The following is a 23,333-nucleotide window of genomic DNA, read 5'->3' on the forward strand; positions in this document are numbered from 1 at the left end:
GTATTTAAGACACAAAACTAAAAAATCCCTTCCAGCCAACCGCCGAAAGGGACTTAAAATCACTTGAATACCTTTACAATGACTTTATTATCCGACGGTTTCCAACTCACGTTCGGGTTTCCTCGCCCGGGGGCGATCCTGAAAACGCATCAGAATGCGTTGCTTGATGCGCATCCAGCGTTCATACAGCTTCGATTCCTTCAGAAAATTCCACTTCTCGGTTTTCTCTTCCGTCTTTTTGTGCTGCTCGGGATCATATAACATGCCCGTGCAAAGGCAGTGTTTCCGGTTGGTTCGGGTCAGAATATCGTAGTTAACGCAACTGGAACAGCCTTTCCAGAACGCATCGTCCGCCGGTAATTCGCTGAACGTCACGGGTTCGTAGCCCAGGTCTGAATTGATTTTCATCACCGCCAGACTCGTCGTTAAGCCGATGATTTTGGCGTCGGGATATTTTTTGCGCGAAAGCTTGAAGGCTTCGTTTTTGATGCGGGTGGCAATGCCGCTCTTTCGAAAAGCGGAATGGACGATCAGACCCGAGTTGGCGACAAACTTGCCGTGTTGCCAGGTCTCGATGTAGCAAAAACCCACCCATTCGCCGGTTTTCGTTGTCGCCACAATTGCCTTGCCCTCCAGCATTTTCTCCATCAGGTACAAAGGCGAACGTTTGGCAATGCCCGTTCCCCGTGCCTTGGCGCTCTCCTCCATTTCCAGGCAGATTGCTTCGGCTAGTTGAAGGTGGTTTTCATCGGCCACCTGCACTACATACGTATCGTTGTTTACTTCTGAAATCATCGTCGTTTGATCGAATGAATGCACCCTCGTCCGGTGGATAACCGGTTGGATCGTGTGATCAAAAAGTTGGTTGATAAATGAAAATAAGAAAGGGCTGAACCGCAGGAGCGGATGCTCACCGCATAGGCAAGCAATTAGGTCGGGTCCTTTCGGACCTGAACCGAAATGGCGTTGTGTGGTAGAATGTCGGTAGATAAACGCGTGTTGCCATTTTTGTGTTTGCCAAAAAGCGGGACAATGATAAAGGAATTGTTCCGCTTGTGCAATAAAATAACGATAATTTTGAGGAAACGTTCAGTAATCGTGCCATTTTTTACAAACCAATATTTTTATATATTTGTTGGAGAACCTTAGCGAATCTCCATGTATCGTCTGTCTTCTGATGACCTGATTTATGGCTACATCAATGGTATCTTTCCGATGGCCGACACGGACAATACGCTGTATTGGTACTCCCCCGACCCCCGTGCCATCATTCCCCTGGACACGTATCAACCCGCCAAATCACTGCGGCCTATCCTGAATAAAAAGGTGTTTGAGATTCGTATTAATGCTGATTTCGAACAGGTTATGCGAAAATGTGCATTGCCGCGCTCCGAGAATGACGGCACCTGGATTTCCGAAGAAATTATCGAAGCTTACATGGATTTGCACCAGATGGGAATGGCCCACAGTGTGGAAACGTATATCGATAACTGTCTGGTCGGCGGGCTCTACGGTGTTGCGCTGGGAGCGGTTTTTTTTGGTGAATCGATGTTTTATCAGGTGCCCAATGCCTCAAAAGTAGCGTTCCATTACCTGATTGAAATCTTGAGAAAACAACAATTTGAGCTACTGGACACGCAATTTATCAATGATAATGTCCGGCGGTTTGGTGCCATTGAAATTCCGCGCCCGGAATACATGAAACGACTAAAGCAAACGCTGCAAAAAAAAGCCACTTTTACGGAGCCGGTGTTGGCACATCTTTTCAACAATCAGCCGGATTAATTCGACCCTCTTCCAACCCTGCGGTTTTCTGATGCTGGATTTCCGCCGATTCGCGCGGTCTGGCAGAATCTTTCGTATTTTTGCACCTTCTTTCGCTTCATAGCCCGTAACGTCACTTTAGTTTAGTCTTTTAATCCAGTTCAAGCGTGTCAGTTTTAGTTATTAAATTCGGTACGGCATCGATCACCCAGCCGGACGGTTCGCTCCATGAAGCCGTGATTGCCGACATTGCCCGGCAGGTGGCCGAATTGCGGCAGTCGTATTCCATTGTTCTGGTATCGTCGGGCGCGGTGGGTGCCGGAAAAGGGTTGATCGAAGGCTACCGGGGCGAGATGGCCCAGCGGAAAGCCGCTGCCGCCGTGGGTAATCTGCTGTTGCTCAATGTATATAACCGCTATTTTTCCGAATACAACATTCCCATCGCCCAAACCCTTTGCGAACGCCATCATTTTGCCGACCGCCAGCAGTTTCTGCAACTGAAAGAAACCGTGCAGGAATTGTGGAAAAACGGCATCATTCCCATTGCGAACGAAAACGACGTCGTCAGCGACCGCGAACTGAAGTTTTCGGACAACGACGAACTGGCCACGCTCATGGCCGTCGGGTTTGGCGCTTCCACGCTCATGCTCTGCACCTCGGTCGGCGGTTTGCTGGACAACGACAACCACATCATTCAGGCGGTCGATCGGGTCGATGAATCCGTTTTTGGAATTGTCCGGGATGAGAAATCGGCGCTGGGCCTGGGCGGAATGGCGTCCAAGCTGACGTTTGCCAAGCTGGCGACCCGCATGGGCATCCGGGTTACGATTTTTGGTCTGAAACAACCCGACGGTATTCTGCGCGCGTTGCGGGGCGAAACCGGTACGACGTTTAAACCACAGGTGAGCACGCCCTCGGCGCGGCAACGCTGGCTCGGCAGTGGCAGCCTGACGGCGGGCATTCTGCGGGTCGATGCTGGCGCGGTGGCGGCTTTGGGTCGGCGGAACAGTTTGCTGGCCGTCGGTGTTCGAACGGTAGAAGGTGAATTTGCAGCCGGCGAAGTCGTTGAGATTTGCGACGAAGCAGGCACCACGGTGGCCGTAGCGCGCGCCCGTTTGTCGTCGGCGGACTTACTGCCGCAGTTGAACCAGCAAAATGTGGAGGTGGCAAATGCCAATGATATTGTACTTTTGTGAAAATACCGGATTGTATGAATACAGTAACTCCCCTGCTTCAGGAAACGAAGTTTGCTTCGGCTGCGGTTCGGCGCCTGTCCGACGAGCAGAAAACCGCCTTGCTCAACCGGCTGGCGGACGTGGTTTTTGAAAACAAAGCGGTCATTCTGGCTGAAAATCAGAAAGATCTGGACGCCATGCCGGATTCTGATCCGAAGAAAGACCGGTTGTTGCTGAACGAAAAGCGCATCTGCGATCTGGCCGAGAGTCTTCGGGTGGTGGCGGTTTTGCCCGATCCGAGCGGCAAGGTTTTGCTGGAAAAAACCATTGAACAGGGGCTTCAGCTCCGGAAGCTGGCCGTTCCGCTGGGCGTGGTGGGCGTTATTTATGAGTCGCGGCCCAACGTAACGCTGGATGTGGCTTCGCTCTGCCTGCGGTCGGGCAATGCCTGCGTTTTGAAAGGCGGGAAGGAAGCGCATCATTCCAACCTGTGCATTGTAGGGTTGATTCACCAGGTGCTGACGGAATTTGGCGTGCCGGAAGCCGCCGTTTCGCTGATGCCCCCCGACCGGGCGGTGGTGAACGAATTGCTGACGGCCACGCGGTACGTCGACATTATTATTCCGCGCGGTTCGGATTCGCTGATTCAGTACGTCCGGCAAAATTCGCTGGTGCCCACCATCGAAACCGGCGCGGGGGTTTGTCATACCTACGTGGAAGGGACGGCTGATCTGGAAAAAGCGCGTGATATGGTCGTGAATGCCAAGGTGTCGCGTCCGTCGGTTTGCAACTCACTGGATTGCGTGCTGGTCGATCAGGCCATTGCCGGGGCATTTTTGCCGATGCTGGTGGCGGATTTTACGAAATGGAACGTGGAGATTTTTGCGGATGAGGAGGCTTATCGGATCTTAGCGTCAGCCGGTTATCCACAGCTTCAGCCAGCTCAACTGACCGATTTTGGACGGGAGTTTCTGGATTATAAGTGCGCCATTAAAGTGGTCGGCGGTTTGGAAGAGGCTTTGTCGCACATTCAGACCTATTCGTCGCGCCATTCCGAAGCGATTGTGTCCCGCGATCCGGCGGCTGTCGACCGGTTTCTGAATGAAGTGGACGCGGCTGCCGTATATGCCAATGCATCGACTCGTTTCACTGACGGTGGTGTGTTTGGTCTGGGAGCCGAAATTGGCATTTCGACGCAGAAACTGCACGCCCGGGGGCCGTTCGCCCTCGAAAAACTCGTGACGGAAAAGTGGGTGGTGGTTGGCGATGGTCAGGTGCGCTGGTAGAAAAAAACGCCTTTTTAGTTCGAAATGAGGAGGTTCATTTTTAATGAATTTCTAATCAGAGTACAATTATAAATGTAGTTCAATGCCGTAACTTGCGACGTATTCGTCGTAACGCTGAAAAATGATTGGATTTCGGGAGTCGTTGCTATTCATGCTCTCCACACCACTGTATGTGCTCATCATTGGCGCAGAGATGGTGTTGAGCTATTGCCAGCATCGGCCTTATTATTCCATCAAGGGTGTCCTGCAGAATTGCTATCTGACCCTGCTCAATATGGGCCTCGATTTGCTGGTTCGGGGTTTCTATGTGGGCGTTCTGGTTTGGGTGTATCAATACCGCATCACCGAGATAACGACGCCCTGGCTGTATTGGCTAACACTCCTGATTCTGGAAGATTTTGCCTTCTATTGGCTGCATCGCGTCGATCATTTCTGCCGCCTGTTTTGGGCCATTCATGTCACACACCACTCTTCGGAGGAGTTTAACCTCACCGTTGGTTTCCGGTCTTCCGTGCTGCAACCGCTTTACCGGTTCGTCTATTTTGTTCCGATTGCGTTGCTGGGGTTCCGGGCCGAGGACATTGTGTTTATGTATTCTGCAACGCAGATTTACGGCATTGTTGTTCATACTCAGTACGTTGGCCGTCTCGGTTTTCTGGAATGGTTTCTGGTTACGCCCGCACACCACCGCGTTCACCACGCTTCGAATGTCCGCTACCTGGATCGGAACATGGGCATGATGCTCATCATCTGGGATCGCCTGTTTGGCACCTTTGCCGAAGAAGCCCCGGAAGATCCCGTTCGGTATGGCCTCACGACCAACCTCACCGATCATTCACCGGGAAATCTGGTTTTTCACGAGTGGAAGAAGTTGATTTCGGATCTTCGTATACCGGGGCCGTTCGGCCAGAAGATCAGATATTTGCTGGCTCCTCCCGGCTGGAGCCACGATGGCCGGAGCCAAACCGCCGACGAGATGCGTCAGGAATTGGGCATCGGGACGGAGTCGGAAATGGAACTACAGATGATCGGCGAGTTGCCGGAACGGCCGGGTGTTGGGAATCACCCTTCAGTTTCTGCGGAATCGCCAATGAAGTGACAAAATAGCTTGGTTGTCGTCTACGTATTGAACGATAACCTCTATCTCCGCGATGTCACATTCCAAAACCAAGATCTGGATTCACGCCGTTTTCTCGACTAAAAACTGCCAGCCGCTCATTCGGAAAACCGTCCGGGATTTCTTATACCGTCATATTCGTCAGGAATTAACCAACGCCGGTTGCATAGCCGACAGCATCAACGGCATCGAAGACCATGTTCACATCCTGTTTCTATTACAACCGCAACTAGCGGTTTCGGATGTTATGAAGCAGATCAAGGGCAGCAGTTCGCATTACATCAACGGACTGGATGTCATTCCGGACAAATTTGCCTGGCAAACGGGATATGGTGCTTTTTCGGTGATTGAATCCCAGGTTGAACGGGTTCGGCAGTACATTGCCAATCAGGAGCAGCATCACCAGAAAATGACGTTTGCCGAAGAATACCGGCGGTTTACGAAACAATATGGGTTTTTGATTGACGAAGAGGGGAGGGTTTGAAACCGTTAAAACGGTTTTTAGAATCGAGGGAAACCGGTTCGTGGACCCACGGTTGAAACCGTGGGCTGGTGTTAACGTGCTATTCAATCAGCCTGCGTTTTTATTCAGGGTTTGAATACTTTTGACATTCCAACAAACTGGTTTGCTGCACTGATATTTTTACCAGCCCACGGTTTTAACCGTGGGTCCACGAACCGGTTTCTCTCAATTCCAAAAACCGTTTCAACGGTTTGAAAACGCAGCCAACTCTATGGCCAAAAACTTCCCGGTATAGCTCCCTTTCGTTTTGGCAACTTTCTCCGGCGTTCCTTCGGCGATGATGTAACCGCCTTTGTTGCCCCCTTCCGGCCCCAAATCGATGACGTGGTCGGAGACTTTGATCACGTCCAGGTTGTGTTCAATGATCAAAACCGTATTGCCTTTGTCGGCCAGCTTGTTCAGCACGTCGAGCAGGTGGGAAATGTCCTGAAAATGAAGGCCGGTGGTGGGTTCATCCAGAATATACATGGTTTTGCCGGTATCCTTCTTGGAGAGTTCTTCCGCCAGTTTCACCCGTTGCGCTTCCCCGCCCGAGAGCGTCGTGGCGTGTTGGCCGAGGGTGATATAACCCAATCCGACATCGTTCAATGTTTGTACTTTTCGCAGAATCTTCGGTTGGCTGGCAAAAAACTCCAGCGACTGCTCTACGGTCATGTCGAGCACGTCGGCGATGGATTTGCCCTTGAACCGTACCTCCAGCGTTTCGCGGTTGAAGCGTTTGCCCTTGCAGGTTTCGCACATGACGTGGACATCCGGCAAAAACTCCATTTCGATTTTCTTCATCCCGGCTCCTTCACACTCTTCACACCGACCGCCTTTGACGTTGAACGAAAACCGCCCCGGTTTATAGCCCCGGATTTTGGCTTCGGGCAGTTCGGCAAACAGACTGCGGATGTCGGAAAACATGCCGGTATACGTCGCCGGGTTCGAACGGGGTGTCCGTCCAATCGGGGACTGGTCCACCTCGATTACCTTATCCAACTGCTCCAGTCCTTCGACCGATTTGAACGGCAGAGCCTCGCGTTTCGACTTGTAAAAATGCTTGTTCAAGACTGGAAACAGCGTTTCGTGAATCAGCGACGATTTGCCACTGCCCGACACGCCCGTGATGCAAACCATCTGGCCCAAAGGCAGCTTCATGGTCACATTCTTCAGGTTATGGCCCGTGGCTCCTTTAATCACCAATTGATTCCCATTGCCTTTCCGACGCTCCTTCGGCACATCAATGGCCCGGCGACCGCTCAGATAAGCCGCCGTTGTGCTGCCGTTTTGCAGGAACTGTTCCGGTGTTCCGGCACCGACGACCTGACCGCCGTGCCGACCGGCTCCCGGACCAATGTCCAGAATGAAGTCCGACTCCAGCATCATGTCCTTGTCGTGTTCCACCACCAAAACCGTATTGCCCAAATCGCGCAGGTTTTTCAGCGAGTCGATCAATTTAACGTTATCACGCTGGTGCAAACCGATGCTCGGTTCGTCCATAATATACAGAACACCAACCAATTGAGTGCCAATCTGCGTGGCCAGCCGGATTCGCTGGGCTTCACCGCCGGAGAGCGTGCGCAGCGGCCGGTCGAGCATTAGGTAATCCAGACCGATGTCCAGCAAAAAGCCGATCCGTTTGCGGATTTCTTTCAGAATCTCTTTGGCAATCACATTCTGGCGATTCGACAGGCGGCTTTCCACATCCGTCATCCAGACGGCCAGTTCCGAAATATCCATCCGGGCCAGTTCGGAAATGTTTTTGGTATCCAGCCGAAAATACAGCGATTCTTTTTTCAAGCGCGCGCCCTCGCATTCCGGGCAGGTTTTGATCACCGTAAAATCCTTCAGCCACTCCTGAATTTTGTCGGAACGACCCGCCGAATCAGCGGTTTCCTGCTGGCGTTTCAGGAAGGTAATGACGCCCTCAAATTTAAAATTATAGTAGTCTTCCCCCGGATGTTTTTTCGACGGCATGGTCGATTCGTCCTCCGTTCCGTAGAGCAGCGCATGCAGCAAGTCGGCCGGGTATTTTTCAACCGGTGTCGTCAGACTGAGTTTGTATTTTTTCAGGATCACCTCAATCTCCCGGAAAAACCAGAGTTCGCGGTATTCGCCCAGGGGAGCAATGGCGCCCCGGCTGATGCTGAGCGATTTATTCGGAATCACCGACTCTTCCGTAATTTCTTCGATAATCCCCAATCCGTTACAAACCGGGCAGGCTCCGTAGGGCGAATTGAACGAAAACGTATTGGGCGATGGCTCATCATAGCTAATGCCCGATTCGGGGTCCATCAGGTTTTGCGAAAAATACGTCAGCTGGTTTTTCTCATCCAGAATCTGCATGGCCCCCTTGCCCTGTTTCAAAGCCGTTTGCACCGACTGGCTGAGCCGATAGCGGTCTTCCGGCTTCGGAACAATCCGGTCGATCACAATTTCGACATCGTGAACTTTATACCGGTCGAGCTGCATTTTCGGAACGATGTCCTGCACCTCGCCATCGACGCGCACTTTGGCGTAACCCAGCTTGGCAATCTGCACGAACAGTTCGCGGTAATGCCCTTTCCGGCCCCGAACGATGGGAGCCAACAGGGTCAGTTTTTTATTGGCGTAATGGGTCAGAATGGTGTCGATGATCTGATCCTGCGATTGGCGCTCCATTTTCCGGCCCGTTACGTACGAAAAGGCTTCACCGGCGCGGGCATACAGCAGCCGCAGAAAGTCGTAGATTTCGGTGGTCGTGCCGACGGTGGAACGGGGGTTTTTGGAGGTCGTTTTCTGCTCGATGGAAATAACCGGGCTCAAACCGTTGATTTTGTCAACGTCGGGCCGTTCCATATTGCCGATAAACGAGCGGGCGTAGGCCGAGAAACTCTCCATGTACCGGCGCTGTCCCTCGGCATAAATGGTGTCAAACGCCAGCGATGATTTGCCGCTGCCGCTGATGCCGGTTACCACCACCAGTTTGTTGCGGGGAATGGTAACATCAATGTTCTTCAGGTTGTGTTCGCGGGCGCCTAATACCTCAATCTGTTCGTAGCCCGTCAGGTCAATGTCTGTAAGCCCGGTGTTGGGGGCGGAAGCGTTGTTTTCTGTCACGTTGTGATAGCCTTATTCTTAAATCTAACAGAAAATTCAGGGATGAAGTTTCTAACCGGTAAAAGTAAAAGGAGTGGGTTAGGCATCCAGCACCAAACCTTCCGACGCCGGATAACCCGTGCAGGTCAGCACCCAGCCGTTGGCCAGATCGCGTTCCGTCAGCACATCGTTGATGGTCATGTGAACTTCACCCGCTTTCAGCCGGGCCGCGCAACTCGAACACCGCCCACCTTTGCAGCTATACGGTAACGGAATGCCATGATCCAGAGCGGCTTGCAGAATGGATTTGTAAGCCGGTACGTCGATGTCGTATTCCGTTCCGCGATACCGCAGCAACATCCGGTGGTCGCGCGCCAGTTCGGGCGGGGGCGTTCTCGTGACAGGTTCGATCACGAAATTTTCTTTCTTGATATGATCGAGCCGAATGCCCGCATACACCAGCGTAAACTGCACCATCCGCATGAACGCAAACGGGCCACAAACGTACCAGTGCGCCTTGTCGCGCTGAAAACGAACCAAATCGGGTAGCATGGTTTCCAGCAGCCAGTTGTTCAACCGACCCCGCCGGATGTTGCCCGCTTTCCGCCAGTCGCCCTCCGGCTGGCTGAGCAGGTGAAGCAACTGAAACCGGTCCGGGTGCTGTTTCCGCAACGCTTCCAGTTGGTGGTAGAAAATGATACTCCGTTCGCTGGTGTTGCAATACAGCAGCGTAATGTGGCTTTTCGGTTCATCACGCAGGGCTTGTTTCAAAATACCGTACAGGGGCGAAATGCCGCTTCCGGCCCCAATCAGCACGATGTCCCGTTGCTGATTGGGATCGGTTTCGAGCGTAAACCGGCCCGTTGGCGGCAAACTGGTGAGTATATCGCCTACGCGCAAATGATCGAGCAGATACCGGGATATTTCGCCGTTTTCTACCCTTTTGATCGTCAGGCTCAGTGGTTCTGCCGGATCACCGCCCGGCGTCGAACTCAGCGAATACGACCGCCGGACTTCGTGGCCGGGCGACGCTTCGCCGAGGTGGTTGAAGAGAAGCGTCAGAAACTGCCCCGCCCGATACGGAACGGGTTGCCCGTCGGTGGGGTGTAAAAGAAGCGTTTTCGTGTCGGGCGTTTCCGGAATTATTTCGGATACCTGAAGATGAATCAATTCCTCGTTCATGCGAGCGTGTTAACTTTGTACCAGGGTCTGCAAACTTTCCGTTATAGTTAGCGAACTTTGCATTTCAAAAACGGTTAACGTTTTACCTTTAAGATTACTTTCAAAAAATGGCGTAACCATGCAAAGTTCGTCAACCCAATCGGAAAGAACACCAAGTTTTGAAGCTGAACCACACATGCATGAATAAATTTACGTTGCTGAGTACCGTTTTGGGGGTCGTTGGGTTTTTGACCCTTGGCGCGTCGGGAGTGGAACAACGAACCCGTCAATCCCGTGCCGTTGCCGATACCCTGATTGAAATCCGGAAGGACACGCTGATTGAAAAATACCTGAAAGACAGTCTCTACAAAGCCATTTTCCAGCGCGATACCACCATGCGCATCGACTCGGCGGCTATGCGCGCCCAGGCCGACAGCCATAAAGTGGCGCTGCCGGAGGTGATGACGGGTGACCTGAACGGCCTGGCGGTTTGCGCCGGATCGCCGGTTTCGGTGCCGTATACCTCGTCGGGCGGTCGGTTTTCGCCGGATAATCAATTTGTTCTCCAACTGGTCGATGCAACCGGAAAAGTGACCAACCTGAGCGAACCCGCCAAAGCCGGGCCGTTTGGCAACGGAACGCTGGCGGGTGTGATTCCGGTCACGACGGAGGCCGGAAGCCGGTATACGCTGCGGGTCGCTTCCACCAATCCAGTCGTTAATGGCACGGCGCAGGCACTCCGGGTGCTGCCCGCGCCGGGTGCGCGCATTGAACTCGCCGATGGCAGCAACGCTGTGACGGTTTTGCCGGGCCAAGCCGCCACGTTCCGCATCGCGCTGAGCGGCCATGGGCCGTGGTCGTTTATGCTGTCGGACGGAACCAAAGTGCAAAATACCACCACGACGCCTTACGAAGTGACGGTAACACCAGATAAACCAACGATTTATAAAGTGGTGAACGTCAGCGGACCTTGCGGGAGCGGAACGGTTTCGGGGGAAATTATCGTCAATGTAAATGAGAATCCGAACCCGGAAATTGCAATCAAAGCACCAAACGGCGGTTTTCGGATTTGTACCGGAACACCTTTTCAGGTTGCTTTTACGGCCACCGGGAAATACCAAGCCGGGAACGGTTTTGTAGCCCAACTCGCCGATTCCACCAACAACTGGACAACGATTTCCGCTTCCGGTACCGCCAGTCCGCTGATGGCGCGGCTACCCTACGGTATTTCGCCCCGGGGAGCCTACAAAATTCGGGTGATGGCCACACAACCCGCCATCAGCAGTAATGCCGAAAATCTGATCGTGGCGGCTCAGGCCGTGGCGGTTTTGCGGAATGATACCGTGAAGATCGAAGAAGGAAAAACCGCTGAACTGACCGTGGATTTTGGCGGGGGTGGGCCGTGGTTCGTTCTGTTGACAGATGGCACCTACGAAAACAACATTGCCAAAAGCCCGCATACCATCCGGGTAACGCCCAATAATCCGACGCCCTACGCCATTACGTCGGCGGGGGGCGCCTGCGGGGTGGGTGAGTACAGCGGACGGGCGTTCGTGAAAGTCAATATCCCGCCCTCGACTATTACCACCGGCAACCTGTCGGCCCGGACGATCTGCCACGGTGCTGAAATTACGGTGCCGTTCACGACGGCGGGGCGGTTTTACGCCAACAACAAGTACATCGTGCAGGTGGCCGACACCAGCGGGCGGTTTGTCAATCTGGCGACCACCTATAAAGACGGGGTATTGAAAGCGGCCATCAGTCCGGCTTATCTGAAAGATACGCTCAACACCGTTCGGCTGCGGGTGGCGTCGACGAGCCCGGCGGTGGCGGGTTCCGAAACCACTATAAAAGTACTGGCACCAAACGTCAGTCAGGCTATGGTAGCGGGCGAGGGAACGATCCGCCCCGGCCAGACGTCCAAAGTTCGCGTGGCCTTCAAAAACGGATTGCCGCCCTGGTCCTTCGTGCTTTCCGATGGCACGCAGGTGAATGGTACGTTTCTCAATCCTTATGTGCTGACGGTGGCTCCCACAGCTTCGACGGAGTACACCATCACCTCCTTGAAAAGCTCCTGCGGGGCGGGGATTCCGGCGGGAAGCGCCCGGGTAACGGTGGAGCGGAATTAATAAAACAGCCGGATTCATATTTGGCTTATCAGCCCACAGCTAAAGCAGTGGGCTGATAAACATTTACTTCGGCGGTTAGTTGATTTAAACCAATGAACCCGGGGCTATTTTTATTTTTCAAATTCACTTGCACGTAATTACGAAATATTCGTAGATTTACGAAAAAATCGTAGAGATGACTAAGCTGACCGTACAGGAAGAAGAAGCTATGCTGGTAATCTGGAAAAGCCAGGGCGGTTTTGTCAAAGATTTTCTGGAACAACTGCCCGAACCCCGCCCGCCCTACACCACCCTGGCGTCCACGATTCGGAATCTGGAGCGAAAGGGATTTCTGGAGAGTAAAAAATGGGGCAATACGTATCGCTACGAACCGCTGATCAGCGAAGAAGAGTACAAGAAACGCTTCATGAGCGGTTTTGTGAGTGATTATTTCAGGAATTCCTTCAAAGAACTGGTGGCGTTTTTTGCTGAAGATCAGAAAATCAGTGCCGATGAGCTGAAGGAGGTTATCGAGATGATTGAAAAACGTAAATCCGACTGACATGCCCCCGGTTTTGACCTACCTGCTGCAGGCCAACACGGCTTTACTGCTGTTCGTTCTGGCCTATTTCCTGGGACTTCGTCGGCTGACCTTTTATGGTCTGAATCGTCTGTTTCTGCTGTTCGGGATGGTTTTTTCCGTTGTCTATCCATTGATCGACTTTGCCGAACTCGCCCGGAGAAATGAGACGCTTTTTAGACCGATTCAGCGGACGATTGATTGGGAAATACTGGAAGCCATTCCGCAACAAACCGACGGCGGAAGTATCTGGATCTGGCTGGTGGCCGTGTTCTGGTCCGGCGTTGGCATAATGACAGTCCGGCTGGTGGTTCAGTTGCTGTCGCTCTACCGCATTCAACGGCGTTCACACCCGGCAACGTACAAGGGTTTCCGTTTTCGGGCGGTTCATGAAAATTTCAATCCGTTTTCGTTCGGGCAAACCATTTACCTGAATCCATCCAGACATCCGGTGGACGAACTCGGGCCGATTCTGCAACACGAGCGGCTTCACGTTCGGGAATGGCACACGTTGGATGTCCTGCTGGCGGAATTGAGTACAATATTTTTCTGGTTTAACCCCGTAAGCTGGTTGCTAAAACGGGCCGTCAGAGAAAATCTGGAATTCAGGGTCGATCAGCACATGTTGCAAAGCGGTCTGGACGCTAAAAACTATCAATACATGCTGGTGCGCATTGGTGGTTTGAGGGTGACGTTAGCCACCAATTTCACCGAACTGACCATCAAAAAACGTATCGGGATGATGAACCGTAAACCGTCTTCGCGACGATTGATGGCCAGTTATAGCCTTTTGTTGATGATTTTGATCACGCTGATTCTGCCAAAAATGCCGGTAGCATCAGCGAACCGGAAGCGAGGAATACTATCGGTTGCCGGAAACTTCTCAATCGATCCGAAAAACGCATTTGCGGTGATTGATACGCCCAATGGAACGCTGAATCTGATCAGAACCATCCAGCTTAAACACCGAAAAGCCGGGACGAAACCGCCAACTGAACTGATTCTTTTTTCGAAAAACAGCGAAGGCCGAGGCATGGATGTCTACGTGAAAATAAAGGACGATCAGATTGAACAGATAAAAATTCTGGCGCTGGCTTCTCCCCATTTTTCCGCAAACAACTCCTCCAAAAAACCGCTGGCTAGCTTGAAGTAACCTTTTCCATCATTTCTACATTTCTCCACAATCTTCCTCTCTACTCCGATGAAATCATTGATTTTCACTGGCATTCTTATGCCCTTTTTTCTGGCAATGGCAACCCAAACGCCCGGTTTTGCACAGTCCGAAACCGTTTCGGCGGAGGATGTACTTCGTAAAACTTCACAAGAGCTGAACAGCCGCAAAACGTTTCATTACCAATATCAGCGGGAGTTGAATTACGTTTCGGAGGGCATTCATCACGAATTGAGCGGGGCGTGTTACCTGGATTTCAGCAACGCAGACCCGGTTTTGGGGTTTCGCTACCAGTTCAGCAACCCGGATATGCTGGCGGTTTTTAATGGCACCGAGAAGTTCGAATGCGACCGAAAAAGCAAGACGTTGCGGGTTGCCGATCAACCGGCCCGCCGGAATTTTGAATCACTTTCCTTCTTTTACAACGCTCCAATTACGTTCAGAACCGCATTGCCGATGCTTCTTTCGGATGCGTCGGTACCTAAAACTGTGTTGGATACTGTGGTCGGTACGACGCCATTTTATGCAGTAACGTTCACCCTGAAACAAAAAGTGTTGGATTATTTGGGAACGTACCGCCCGATCACGGCGGACCGATCGATCCGGTACCGTTTGCTGATCGACAAGGCGACGCATTTACCCATTCAGGTGATTGAATCCAATAACCGCAATCAGGATTTTACGAAGGTTAGCTTTGAGTACCTCGACGCACCGGCTCCACCGGCTGATTCCTCCTGGTATTATTCCAGCTACCAGAACGATTACAAGCTGGTAAACCCGGAAGACGCAAAGCTCCGGCTGATTTCAAGTGGTCAAACCGCCCCGGATTGGACATTGCCGGTTTTTGATCGCACGACCGGAATTACGTTGAATCAGATGAAAGGGAAGGTCGTCTTGCTGGAATTCTGGATCCGGAACTGTGGCTATTGTGTGGCGTCTGTCCCCGAATTAAATGCCCTTTATAACCAGTACAAAGCCAAGGGTTTCGAACTTTTGGGCATCAATCCGCACGATTCGAAAGGTGTGATAGCGGTTTTTAAACAGAAAATTCAGCCGGCGTACCCGCTGCTATACGATGCGCAGGAGGTGGCAAAACGCTACGGCATTGGCCTGTTTCCGATGGTCGTCTTGCTCGATAAAACCGGAAAAGTGCTCTATTCCGGCGAGTTCAAGCGGGAAAACGTGGCGAAACTGATTGAGGAGAATTTATAATGGGTTGATTTCTTCGTAATTTTATTTGGCATGTTATTCGCCAACACTCTTCAAAACTTGTTGAATCAGAGAGTCTGACAAACGAAATTTAAGACGCCCTCGCAAGTGTTCAATAGCTGGTTTTAATTCAGAGATCAAACCTTTCAATTTAGCCTGTCTTAAAATACCCAAAGTGCCAATGGCTTCAATTTCCATTTCTTTAGCGACTAATCTACCCGCCCGCTCATCGATTAGCAGTAAATCGGCATTTACTTGTCGATATAAAATAATGGCTTCTGCTTCACCGGCATCAATGGATTCGCATAACCGCTCAACCTGATTTTTATCAATTACCGGAATAATGCGGAGCCATGTAGCTTCTGTAATTGGGGCTAACGTTTCATAATACGGAGCAAGTGTTAACAACTCCTGGTAAACTGCCTCGGGTACGGTTACTTCCTTAAATAAAGTAGGAAGTAACTCCAGTAATTGCAATTCAAAGAAAGCCACAATCGGTGAAGCATCACTAACGACAATCATGATTGAGGAAAAAGCCGATTCATGGTTTCGATGTCTTTAGCAAACTCGGTCTCATCGTACCCATAATCAACCACAATGTCCCGCGAGCGGAGTATGAGCGCAAATTCTGTCAGTGAAACACCTGCCACTTTCGTTGCCTGCAAAAGCGTCACTTTTTGTTGCTGATACAGTCCAATTGCCAATTCCGTGCGGAGTTCCTGTTCCGTAAATCCCTGAACCAGATTGTCTTCGATCGCTAGCAGCATAATTTTGCTTTTTTACGAAGATAACAATTTCTACCCATATTACTTCCCAGCCGCGTCCCGATCCACCCAAACATACCCCTTCGGATGCGTTTGCATGATGCTGGCCGGAAATTCTTCCGTTACAGGGCCTTCCAGGGCGGTTTTGATCACCGGCGCTTTTTTGCTGCCGCTGGCAATCAGAATGGCTTCCCGGGCGTCCATCAATTGTTGCAGGCCGGTGGTGACGCCCAGCGTCAGGGGTGTGGGAGTAGAGAAGTATTTTTGCCCGACGCTAATGGTCGTTTCGGCCAGTTCGGAGACGTGGGCTTTCAGCGTAAAGGGTGTTCCGGGTTCGTTCAGCGCAATGTGACCGTTCAGACCAACGCCTACCAGAATCAGGTCAAAACCGCCCCGATCATCGACAAATTGCGTCATCGACGCACACTCGGCTTCCAGATCTGCGGCTTTGGCGTCGAACAGGCGGTATTGATTAGAAGGAATGTTGAGCGGGCCGAAGAGTTCGCGCTGGAGGTAATTCGCGCAACTTCCTTCACTTTCCGGTCCTAAACCAACCCATTCATCCAGGCCTACAAACGTGCAGCGGTCGACGCTGGTTTTTCCTTCTTTCACCAGTTGAACCAGCGCCCGGTAGGTGCCCACGGGCGTGTCGCCGGAAGCGGCACAAATCAGGGCATCGGGTTTGCGGTTCAGTAAGTCGGCAATGTGTTGGGCAGTATGACGGGAAAGCGTTTCGTAGTCGGCGAAAATCTGGAAGTTCATGAGCGGGGTTTAGCAGTTTGGCCGCTAAAATACGGCGAAGCGGTCTATTTCCCTGCAAAGGACTCAAAATCTATTTCCGAAAAGCATCCATTCTGGCACCCAACCCGCCTTTTTTCATTCACTAAACCGCCAGCATCGTCCGCAAATCGGCCACCTGATTCCGGTGCCGGTCGATATGAAACCGCAGAAATTCAAACCGCTGCCCGATATCCAGCGGTCCTGAAATCGGGTGCGGGTGAATAATCGCTTCAAAATCTTCGTTGGCCAACTCCTGACTCAGCTTCGTTAACGGCAGTTGCAGACTTTCCAGTGCCGCCAGCCAGAAGGCCACGGAACCACCCATGCGGGGCGCAGCAATGGGCGGCACTTTCTCTTTCGGCTGCCAGGTTCGCGCGATGATCTCTTCGATCGACAGCCCCCGGTGGATGAGTTCTCCTGCGTAAACGGGCGGTTTTCCATCTCGTTTGGCCTGCAAAATTTTCCACATGCCCCAGATGCCGCCGTGCTCGGCCCAATACAAATGCTCGGTGTTTTCCACCACGCTCCACGTTTCCGGGTCGGGTTTCCACTGCGTCTGTTCCTCCGTCAGTTGCTGTACATACTGGATGTAGCGGTTTCGGGCGGTTCCGACCGACTGGAGAAGTTCTTCGAGAGCCATGCGGTTTCGGGTTTACGATTAAGGGTCAGTGAAAGGAACAAAAACGCCGTGGTTCTCGACCGTTACTTCAGGTCGTGCAGGTACAAATAAATCGCCTTCAGTTCGTCGTCGGTATACACGGTGGCGAAATACTTCCAGGGCATAAAATCGTTGAGCACGCGCCCATCCGGTGTTTTACCCGTCCGGATGGCGGTAACAAAATTGTCCGATGTCCATTTTCCGACTTTGCCCGTTTGGGTCAGGTCGGCGATATGCGGTTCGCCGGGACCGTGGCCGGGGCCACCTTTGAAACCGGGGCCGTGGCATCCGGAGCAGGTAGCGGCCAGGTATTTTCCGTAGACGGCATCCACCGCGGCCGGTACATTTTCGGCTGGTTGGGCCGCGTGGTCAATCACTTCAGCCGGAAAAAGCGGCAGATCGCCGGTAAAAGCTAAAAACCTCCCCAATGGTTTCACTTCTTTGGCCGGATGGGTTTTATCGACGGGTGGCTGGCTTTTCAGGAAATAAATCAACGCCCCCATATCCCGGTTCGACAGCGGGGCACTGACTTCCGGTGCCGGCATAAACCACAACGTTTTGTTGTCTTTTCCCAACCCATGCCGCAAGGCACGAACCCAATCCTGATCGGTGTAAGAAATTCCGCCCTTGCCGCTGGTTAGGTTAGACGAATACAAAATAGCGATGGGCGTGCTGGCATCGAAAAAAGCCTGGCCACTAAAATCGGCACCATGGCATTCCGCGCAACCCCGAATACCGGCAATGTGCTTGCCCAGCGCGTACGAAGCCGTGTCGTTCGGAAGCGTGAGCGACTGCAAGTTGACATCATACACCTTGTTGGCGCGCGACTCAGTCTGGAAATAGACGACCGCGTAAAAAACCAGCAGTAAAACCACCACAGCACCAAGGACGATGCCGAGCCATTTGAATACTTTCCTGACCATGATACTTGTGCGTTAAAAGGGCGTGAGTAGCGTAATCCATAACCCCGGTTTTCGAAAAACCGGCCTTTCTGTACTGACCGAAAAGCGTTATCTGACAATAAGTTAGAATCGAATGGGTTTTAGTACCCACAAGTATTGAGCAAGTGGTAGAAAGAGGCTTTTTAATTGATTATTCGGTTACAGTTTACGTTAAACCTATTTGTGCTGCAGGTCAATCAATTCCAAAAACATCCGGGCGGCTGGTTCGATCAGGTCGTCGTTGAAATCGTAGTCGTCGTTGTGCAGAGCCGGGGTGTTTTCGCCCGCGCCGATCCCGAACATGGCGCCCTGGTAATGCTGTGTAAACAGGCCAAAATCTTCGCCCCATTTAAACGGTTCCTGTTTTTCCACGAACGAATACCCCAATGTCAATGCGCTGGTTTTGACCTGCTCAAACGCATCGGGATCGTTTTGGCTGGCATAAAACACTTCCGTGATGGCGGTTTCTATGTCAACACCGGTTCCGACGCTGAGGATCGACAGGACGCTGAGCAATTGCTTGGTCAGCCGTTCCATGTTCTGGCTCGTCCGGGTGCGAAGCGTCAGATGCACTTCGCCGTAGCCCGCCGAGATACCGTACGATTTTTCGCCCAGTGTGGTATAAACCGGTGTGATCAGCGCAAAGTCTTCGGATCGGCTGTCGGGGTGGGTCAACTGCCTGGTTTTCAGAATAAAATCCGCCATCAGATACGCCGGATTGATGCCTTTTTCGGGTTCTGCCGAATGCGATACTTTGCCGGTAAACGTCACGATCAGGCTTTGAACGGCGGACGTAAACGGGCCGGATTTGCACACGATGGTGCCCAAACTAAAACCGGGCAAATTGTGGAGGGCAAACACCCGGTCGGGGCGAATTGCGGCAAAGGCGGGATCGTGCAGAACGGCTTTGGCACCTTCACCGGTTTCTTCAGCGGGTTGAAAAAGTAAATAAACCCGGCCTTTCAGCGACGGTTTTTCGGCCAGATGAGCCGCCAGCCGGGTCAGAATGGCCGCGTGTCCGTCGTGGCCACACTTGTGGGAAACCCCTTCGGTGCGGGATTGGTGGTCAAACTCGTTGACTTCCTGAATCGGCAGCGCGTCGATGTCTGCCCGGATCAGGGTGACCGGCCCGGTCGAATCCGTTCCGTACTGCAGCAGAAGCCCGGTTTTTCCGACGTCGACCAGGCTAATCGGGTTGAACTGGCTGACAAATTCCTGAATTCGTCGCCGGGTTTCAAATTCCCGCCCGGAAAGCTCCGGAAAACGGTGCAGTTCCTGTCTGAATTCAACAAAAGCAGCAGACTTTTCTGAAGGCATGGGCGCAGGGATGGATTTTTACAACCAAATTGGGAACCAATAAAAGTAAGCGAAATTTGCAGTAGGTTGCACCCCAATCCTTAAAAATACGATGATTCATTTCAAGCGGTTAGATCACATCCTGATTTCCATTCCGGAAGGAAAAAAAGAAGAAGCGAGAACATTTTATGGCGATGTGCTGGGCCTGAAAGAAGTTCCGGGGGAACACCCCGGTGGTGCGCTCTGGTTTTCGATTGCCGGTATTGAACTGCATTTTCGCGAAGAAGCCGCCGGGCCCTATTCCAAACGGCATCCGGCTTTTGAAATTGCGAATCTGGACGAAGCCAAACAGCAGTTGGAAAACCACGGCATCGCGATCACTTATTCGTCGGAGATCGACGGTCGGCAGCGGTTTTTCTTCCACGATCCGTTTGATAACCGCATCGAGCTGTTGCAATTTGCGGATGAGTAGCTACCTGTAAAATCCCTACCTTTGCTATCGAAAAGATACCGGTTTTTCTGAACAGTCCCGGATGTGGTTATGGTCAAGCAGAAAGAAGTCATTCATACCAAAAGTGCCTGCACCCGCAGTTTAGCCGGGGTGCGGGATGCGCTTTACGTGCTCAATGGCAAATGGAAATTACCCATCATCATTGCCTTGTCCGAAGGCCCGTCGCGGTTCAAGGACCTGCAACGGCGGGTGGAAGGCATCACGCCCAAATTGCTCTCGAAAGAGCTGAAGGAACTGGAGCAAAACGAGTTTGTCGTGCGCCATGTTTACCCCCAGACCCCGGTTTTGGTCGAATACGAATTGACGGAATACAGCAATTCATTAGACGGCGTCATCCAGGCGATGGCGGAATGGGGTATCCAACACCGGGCGCGTATTCAGTCCCGGTGAAGAAAGCCCCATTTTGCCCCGTTCGCCAAAAGGCCAGGCTGTTAGGTTCTTCGGCTTTTGCCCCCCAGCCCCCTAAAGGGGAGTTTTCTCGCGCTCCAGGCTCCCCCTTTAGGGGGCTGGGGGGCAAAATCAACAGCCCTGCCCTTTAAGGACAAGTCATTAGAATTGAAAGTATATAAACGAGTTGCTGCTTTTCTGAGTCAGAATCAGTAAAATCAGCATGATTGCCCAGACGAGGCTGAGCAGCCACCACGGGAGTCGCGCCCCGAGTTTCACCAGCGACGAATTGCGCATAAACCAGTGGCAACCGATCAATATAACCGTTACCGAACTGACTTTCAGGATGTCGAGCGAAGTGAGCAGGGCCGGGCCGTCGGGAATCACGCCGAACATACACAGCAGAATCTTCATCGCGCTGCCAAAGTCGGGCGCCCGGAAAAACACCCAGGTGATGTCGACCAGAAAAAGCGTTAGCAACGCCAGCCCAAAATTGCCGACCTTTCCGCCCAGCGAAACTGGCAGCATCGATGCCTGCGCAACGGTTCCGGTCAGCACCTGGTCGGAATGGTTTTGTCCGGCAAAATTCCGCTGCCGCTTGCCGGACCAATCCCGAATCAGTCGTTCGGCACACAGAAAAACACCGTGCAAACCGCCCCAGATCACAAAGTTCCAGGATGCTCCGTGCCACAAGCCACCCAGCAACATCGTGATCATTAGGTTGATATAGGTCCGGGCAGCGCCTTTGCGGTTTCCACCCAGCGGAATGTACAGGTAGTCGCGCAGCCAGGTTGAGAGCGTGATGTGCCACCGACGCCAGAAATCCGAAAAACCGATGGATGCGTAGGGATACCGGAAATTGTCGGGCAGCACGAATCCCAGACACAGCGAAATGCCGATGGCGCAGGTCGAATAACCCGCAAAATCACAGAAAATCTGCCCCGAAAACGCCATCACACCCATCCAGGCATCGAGTGGCTGCACCGGAAAAGGGACGCCAAAAATGGTATCGGCCGAATCGGCCAGCAGCGTATCGGCAACGACCACTTTCATGAACAGGCCGAGCGACAGCAGAAAAAGTCCCCACGTCATCTGTTGACTCGTGGCGCGGTGGGGTTCCTTGAACTGCGGAATCAGGTCTTCGGGCCGGACAATCGGCCCCGCAACCAGGTGCGGAAAAAACGTAACAAACAGCGCAAAATTCAGAAAAGACGGTTCGGGTTCAGCTTTCCGGCGGTACACGTCCAGTGTATAGGAAAGCGTCACGAAGGTGTAGAAGGAAATGCCGACGGGTAGGATTATATCGGGTTTGGCCGCCTGGAAGGCAATGCCCATCGCCGACAGCAAAGCCGTGAAGTTTTCCAGCAAAAAACCGCCGTATTTGAAGTAGCTCAACATGCCCAGATTCAGCAATAGGCTGACGGTCAGGAGAAGTTTACGGGGCGCAGACCGTTGTTCGCGGGCAATCAGCCGGGCCATGTAAAAATCCACCACCGTCGAAAGCCAGAGCAGCAGAATGAACGGGGGATTCCAGAGGGCGTAAAATAAGTAACTGGCCAGCAGTAAGTTGATCTTTTTTGCCTTCCAGGGCAGAGGTAGGTTGTGCAGCACCAGCAGCAGAACGAAGAAGAGGGCGAAACTGTAGGAGTTAAAAACCATGATCGTTTTGAGCTATGGGTGGGGAGGAAGGGAAGCCGTAAGGGTGGGCTTATGGGTAGAACGGATTGTGATGGGCCAGCCGGTTTTCTGCTTCAGAATCGGGATGAAATCCTGCGTGAACGTGGCCGCATCTTTCGGGGCCAGGTGCGACCATTCCGGGCATCGGTATTTGGACAATGCCGGGTAATCCGCAAAATAGATACCGGGCGTTTGGGTATGCGCCAGCAGCCGATCCCAGTATTTTTCCCGTGGGTGGCTCATCTTTTCGATTTCGTAGAACGGGCCGTCCGAAGGCATCCGGACAAAAACCACCTGACCACCCCGCGCCCAGATCTGGTCTACCGACTTCTTGACGGAGTTCATAATGCCCGTAACCATCGCATCCGGCATGGTTTGTTTCGGGCTGTGGGCACCAATGTCCAGCCAAACTGCTTTCACTTTGTTCTGAATGGCGGTATCGGCCACCATCGCATCCGTCATGACATCCTGCCGGTCGAACTGGATGATCGAAAATTCTTTTGGGAATTTTGGCCCACCCCAGGTGCCGGGCCGGGGCGGAACCGGTAGGTCGGTCAGCAGGGGGCGCAGGGCCAGCCGTTCTTCATCCAGAAAATACAGCCAGGGTTCCAGCACCCGGTTGATGTGGAAACTGATCTGCTGGGAAAGCGACCACCGGGGGTAAAAGTTAACCCGTTTTGTGGCCTCCCGTTCGGGAAAAGAACCGTCGGGTGCGAAAAAAAGGCCTTCGGTAACGCCAATGATGAGTGTTCCTTTGAAGTTTGGATCATTGGCCAGATCCGTCAGCAAAGGCCGGGGTGCCGTACCAACCAACGCGAGTTGGATCGGTTTTTCGCCGGTTGTGGCTTCCCAGGTTGCCAGATCGAGGTCGAACTTGACGCGCGACGAGCCAATGATCACCGGCCTCGATGGACTGCTCCGGTAAATCTCTTTCCGGGTGTGCGCCCACAGACTTTCGTCGTCGTTGTAGGAAAGTCCGAGGTTCTGACTGCGCCAGTACCATTCCCAGCCAACGACAAACGTCAGAACCAGCGCCAGCGTCAATAGGCTCGATTTCAGAAGTGGGGTCATTTGTGTGAAGGTTATCGTGTTGTGTATCAGTTTGTTCGGTATAATTTACAAAAAGAGGAATTTGAAACCGGTGGGTTATTTATTAATTGGTCGA

Annotated in this window: 22 protein-coding genes; 11 read left to right on the forward strand and 11 right to left on the reverse strand. The window is 52.4% G+C overall.

Annotation, left to right across the window (positions count from 1 at the left end; translation table 11 throughout):
• Positions 1 to 87 precede the first annotated feature (87 nt).
• Positions 88 to 795 carry a GNAT family N-acetyltransferase gene (locus ACO064_RS20105; RefSeq protein WP_421829015.1) on the reverse strand — a complete coding sequence of 236 codons (708 nt, stop codon included), beginning with the start codon at positions 793 to 795 and terminating at the stop codon, positions 88 to 90.
• A 363-nt stretch (positions 796 to 1,158) separates the two neighbouring features.
• Between ACO064_RS20105 and aat the strand changes: the two genes are divergently transcribed.
• The 5 genes from aat to tnpA all read left to right on the forward strand — a co-directional run bounded on the left by aat (position 1,159) and on the right by tnpA (position 5,826).
• Complete coding sequence (gene aat, locus ACO064_RS20110; RefSeq protein WP_421829016.1) at positions 1,159 to 1,785, forward strand: leucyl/phenylalanyl-tRNA--protein transferase; 627 nt, start codon at positions 1,159 to 1,161, stop codon at positions 1,783 to 1,785.
• Positions 1,786 to 1,931: 146 nt separating this feature from the next.
• The gene (gene proB, locus ACO064_RS20115; RefSeq protein ID WP_421829017.1) at positions 1,932 to 2,960 is read left to right on the forward strand and encodes a glutamate 5-kinase; all 1,029 of its coding nucleotides are present in this window, start codon (positions 1,932 to 1,934) and stop codon (positions 2,958 to 2,960) included.
• A gap of 14 nt (positions 2,961 to 2,974) precedes the next feature.
• Positions 2,975 to 4,225, forward strand: coding sequence for a glutamate-5-semialdehyde dehydrogenase (locus ACO064_RS20120; RefSeq protein ID WP_421829018.1), 1,251 nt, complete (start codon positions 2,975 to 2,977; stop codon positions 4,223 to 4,225).
• 121 nt (positions 4,226 to 4,346) lie between these two features.
• Positions 4,347 to 5,324 (forward strand): sterol desaturase family protein, encoded by a 978-nt coding sequence (locus tag ACO064_RS20125; RefSeq protein ID WP_421829019.1) that lies wholly within the window; start codon positions 4,347 to 4,349, stop codon positions 5,322 to 5,324.
• Positions 5,325 to 5,376: 52 nt separating this feature from the next.
• Positions 5,377 to 5,826: an IS200/IS605 family transposase gene (tnpA, locus tag ACO064_RS20130; RefSeq protein ID WP_421829020.1), complete on the forward strand. Its 450-nt coding sequence runs from the start codon at positions 5,377 to 5,379 to the stop codon at positions 5,824 to 5,826.
• 222 nt (positions 5,827 to 6,048) lie between these two features.
• On the opposite strand, the gene uvrA is transcribed toward tnpA, so the two are convergent.
• Both uvrA and ACO064_RS20140 read right to left on the reverse strand, forming a co-directional pair.
• Positions 6,049 to 8,946 carry an excinuclease ABC subunit UvrA gene (gene uvrA, locus ACO064_RS20135; protein WP_421829021.1) on the reverse strand — a complete coding sequence of 966 codons (2,898 nt, stop codon included), beginning with the start codon at positions 8,944 to 8,946 and terminating at the stop codon, positions 6,049 to 6,051.
• A gap of 78 nt (positions 8,947 to 9,024) precedes the next feature.
• Positions 9,025 to 10,107 (reverse strand): 2Fe-2S iron-sulfur cluster-binding protein, encoded by a 1,083-nt coding sequence (locus ACO064_RS20140; protein WP_421829022.1) that lies wholly within the window; start codon positions 10,105 to 10,107, stop codon positions 9,025 to 9,027.
• Positions 10,108 to 10,286: 179 nt separating this feature from the next.
• Between ACO064_RS20140 and ACO064_RS20145 the strand changes: the two genes are divergently transcribed.
• The 4 genes from ACO064_RS20145 (at position 10,287) to ACO064_RS20160 (ending at position 15,157) form a co-directional block, all read left to right on the forward strand.
• Positions 10,287 to 12,215, forward strand: a complete 1,929-nt coding sequence (locus ACO064_RS20145; RefSeq protein ID WP_421829023.1) for a hypothetical protein — start codon at positions 10,287 to 10,289, stop codon at positions 12,213 to 12,215.
• A 175-nt stretch (positions 12,216 to 12,390) separates the two neighbouring features.
• A complete protein-coding gene (locus tag ACO064_RS20150) occupies positions 12,391 to 12,756 on the forward strand; it encodes a BlaI/MecI/CopY family transcriptional regulator (protein ID WP_421829024.1) in 366 nt (121 codons plus the stop codon).
• Position 12,757: 1 nt separating this feature from the next.
• Positions 12,758 to 13,927 carry a M56 family metallopeptidase gene (locus ACO064_RS20155; RefSeq protein WP_421829025.1) on the forward strand — a complete coding sequence of 390 codons (1,170 nt, stop codon included), beginning with the start codon at positions 12,758 to 12,760 and terminating at the stop codon, positions 13,925 to 13,927.
• Positions 13,928 to 14,005: 78 nt separating this feature from the next.
• The gene (locus ACO064_RS20160; RefSeq protein WP_421829026.1) at positions 14,006 to 15,157 is read left to right on the forward strand and encodes a peroxiredoxin family protein; all 1,152 of its coding nucleotides are present in this window, start codon (positions 14,006 to 14,008) and stop codon (positions 15,155 to 15,157) included.
• Between the two features lie 33 nt (positions 15,158 to 15,190).
• Here the strand turns inward: ACO064_RS20160 and ACO064_RS20165 are convergent, their stop codons facing one another.
• The 6 genes from ACO064_RS20165 to ACO064_RS20190 all read right to left on the reverse strand — a co-directional run bounded on the left by ACO064_RS20165 (position 15,191) and on the right by ACO064_RS20190 (position 19,614).
• Positions 15,191 to 15,676 (reverse strand): DUF3368 domain-containing protein, encoded by a 486-nt coding sequence (locus ACO064_RS20165; protein ID WP_421829027.1) that lies wholly within the window; start codon positions 15,674 to 15,676, stop codon positions 15,191 to 15,193.
• Entirely contained in the window at positions 15,673 to 15,921 is a 249-nt protein-coding gene (locus ACO064_RS20170; RefSeq protein WP_421829028.1) for a UPF0175 family protein, read from the reverse strand. The genes ACO064_RS20165 and ACO064_RS20170 overlap by 4 nt, the downstream gene beginning before the upstream one ends.
• A 39-nt stretch (positions 15,922 to 15,960) precedes the next feature.
• Positions 15,961 to 16,680, reverse strand: a complete 720-nt coding sequence (locus ACO064_RS20175) for a glucosamine-6-phosphate deaminase (protein WP_421829030.1) — start codon at positions 16,678 to 16,680, stop codon at positions 15,961 to 15,963.
• A gap of 121 nt (positions 16,681 to 16,801) precedes the next feature.
• Positions 16,802 to 17,338, reverse strand: coding sequence for a DinB family protein (locus ACO064_RS20180; RefSeq protein WP_421829031.1), 537 nt, complete (start codon positions 17,336 to 17,338; stop codon positions 16,802 to 16,804).
• 62 nt (positions 17,339 to 17,400) lie between these two features.
• Complete coding sequence (locus ACO064_RS20185; RefSeq protein WP_421829032.1) at positions 17,401 to 18,279, reverse strand: c-type cytochrome; 879 nt, start codon at positions 18,277 to 18,279, stop codon at positions 17,401 to 17,403.
• Between the two features lie 195 nt (positions 18,280 to 18,474).
• Complete coding sequence (locus ACO064_RS20190) at positions 18,475 to 19,614, reverse strand: amidohydrolase (protein ID WP_421829033.1); 1,140 nt, start codon at positions 19,612 to 19,614, stop codon at positions 18,475 to 18,477.
• Between the two features lie 91 nt (positions 19,615 to 19,705).
• On the opposite strand from ACO064_RS20190, the gene ACO064_RS20195 reads away from it, so the two are divergent.
• Together ACO064_RS20195 and ACO064_RS20200 are read left to right on the forward strand one after the other, a co-directional pair.
• On the forward strand, positions 19,706 to 20,065 hold the full coding sequence (locus tag ACO064_RS20195) for a VOC family protein (protein ID WP_421829034.1): 360 nt from the start codon (positions 19,706 to 19,708) through the stop codon (positions 20,063 to 20,065).
• A 69-nt stretch (positions 20,066 to 20,134) separates the two neighbouring features.
• On the forward strand, positions 20,135 to 20,494 hold the full coding sequence (locus tag ACO064_RS20200) for a winged helix-turn-helix transcriptional regulator (protein WP_421829035.1): 360 nt from the start codon (positions 20,135 to 20,137) through the stop codon (positions 20,492 to 20,494).
• Between the two features lie 159 nt (positions 20,495 to 20,653).
• Here the strand turns inward: ACO064_RS20200 and ACO064_RS20205 are convergent, their stop codons facing one another.
• Both ACO064_RS20205 and ACO064_RS20210 read right to left on the reverse strand, forming a co-directional pair.
• Positions 20,654 to 22,150 (reverse strand): MBOAT family O-acyltransferase, encoded by a 1,497-nt coding sequence (locus ACO064_RS20205; RefSeq protein WP_421829036.1) that lies wholly within the window; start codon positions 22,148 to 22,150, stop codon positions 20,654 to 20,656.
• Positions 22,151 to 22,162: 12 nt separating this feature from the next.
• Positions 22,163 to 23,239, reverse strand: coding sequence for a hypothetical protein (locus ACO064_RS20210; protein ID WP_421829037.1), 1,077 nt, complete (start codon positions 23,237 to 23,239; stop codon positions 22,163 to 22,165).
• Between the last annotated feature and the right edge of the window lie 94 nt (positions 23,240 to 23,333).

This window comes from Larkinella sp. (assembly GCF_965227735.1).
Taxonomy (GTDB): Bacteria; Bacteroidota; Bacteroidia; order Cytophagales; family Spirosomataceae; genus Larkinella.

Bases quoted from the DNA above. Each gene is read 5' to 3' on its own strand.
- aat (WP_421829016.1), top strand. From the start codon at position 1,159: ATGTATCGTCTGTCTTCTGATGACCTGATTTATGGCTACATCAATGGT.
- ACO064_RS20125 (WP_421829019.1), top strand. From the start codon at position 4,347: ATGATTGGATTTCGGGAGTCGTTGCTATTCATGCTCTCCACACCACTG.
- ACO064_RS20175 (WP_421829030.1), bottom strand. From the start codon at position 16,680: ATGAACTTCCAGATTTTCGCCGACTACGAAACGCTTTCCCGTCATACT.
- ACO064_RS20185 (WP_421829032.1), bottom strand. From the start codon at position 18,279: ATGGTCAGGAAAGTATTCAAATGGCTCGGCATCGTCCTTGGTGCTGTG.
- ACO064_RS20165 (WP_421829027.1), bottom strand. From the start codon at position 15,676: ATGATTGTCGTTAGTGATGCTTCACCGATTGTGGCTTTCTTTGAATTG.
- ACO064_RS20190 (WP_421829033.1), bottom strand. From the start codon at position 19,614: ATGCCTTCAGAAAAGTCTGCTGCTTTTGTTGAATTCAGACAGGAACTG.
- ACO064_RS20205 (WP_421829036.1), bottom strand. From the start codon at position 22,150: ATGGTTTTTAACTCCTACAGTTTCGCCCTCTTCTTCGTTCTGCTGCTG.
- ACO064_RS20200 (WP_421829035.1), top strand. From the start codon at position 20,135: ATGGTCAAGCAGAAAGAAGTCATTCATACCAAAAGTGCCTGCACCCGC.
- ACO064_RS20145 (WP_421829023.1), top strand. From the start codon at position 10,287: ATGAATAAATTTACGTTGCTGAGTACCGTTTTGGGGGTCGTTGGGTTT.
- ACO064_RS20170 (WP_421829028.1), bottom strand. From the start codon at position 15,921: ATGCTGCTAGCGATCGAAGACAATCTGGTTCAGGGATTTACGGAACAG.
- ACO064_RS20155 (WP_421829025.1), top strand. From the start codon at position 12,758: ATGCCCCCGGTTTTGACCTACCTGCTGCAGGCCAACACGGCTTTACTG.
- tnpA (WP_421829020.1), top strand. From the start codon at position 5,377: ATGTCACATTCCAAAACCAAGATCTGGATTCACGCCGTTTTCTCGACT.
- ACO064_RS20180 (WP_421829031.1), bottom strand. From the start codon at position 17,338: ATGGCTCTCGAAGAACTTCTCCAGTCGGTCGGAACCGCCCGAAACCGC.
- ACO064_RS20160 (WP_421829026.1), top strand. From the start codon at position 14,006: ATGCCCTTTTTTCTGGCAATGGCAACCCAAACGCCCGGTTTTGCACAG.
- ACO064_RS20105 (WP_421829015.1), bottom strand. From the start codon at position 795: ATGATTTCAGAAGTAAACAACGATACGTATGTAGTGCAGGTGGCCGAT.
- ACO064_RS20150 (WP_421829024.1), top strand. From the start codon at position 12,391: ATGACTAAGCTGACCGTACAGGAAGAAGAAGCTATGCTGGTAATCTGG.
- ACO064_RS20120 (WP_421829018.1), top strand. From the start codon at position 2,975: ATGAATACAGTAACTCCCCTGCTTCAGGAAACGAAGTTTGCTTCGGCT.
- ACO064_RS20210 (WP_421829037.1), bottom strand. From the start codon at position 23,239: ATGACCCCACTTCTGAAATCGAGCCTATTGACGCTGGCGCTGGTTCTG.
- ACO064_RS20195 (WP_421829034.1), top strand. From the start codon at position 19,706: ATGATTCATTTCAAGCGGTTAGATCACATCCTGATTTCCATTCCGGAA.
- ACO064_RS20140 (WP_421829022.1), bottom strand. From the start codon at position 10,107: ATGAACGAGGAATTGATTCATCTTCAGGTATCCGAAATAATTCCGGAA.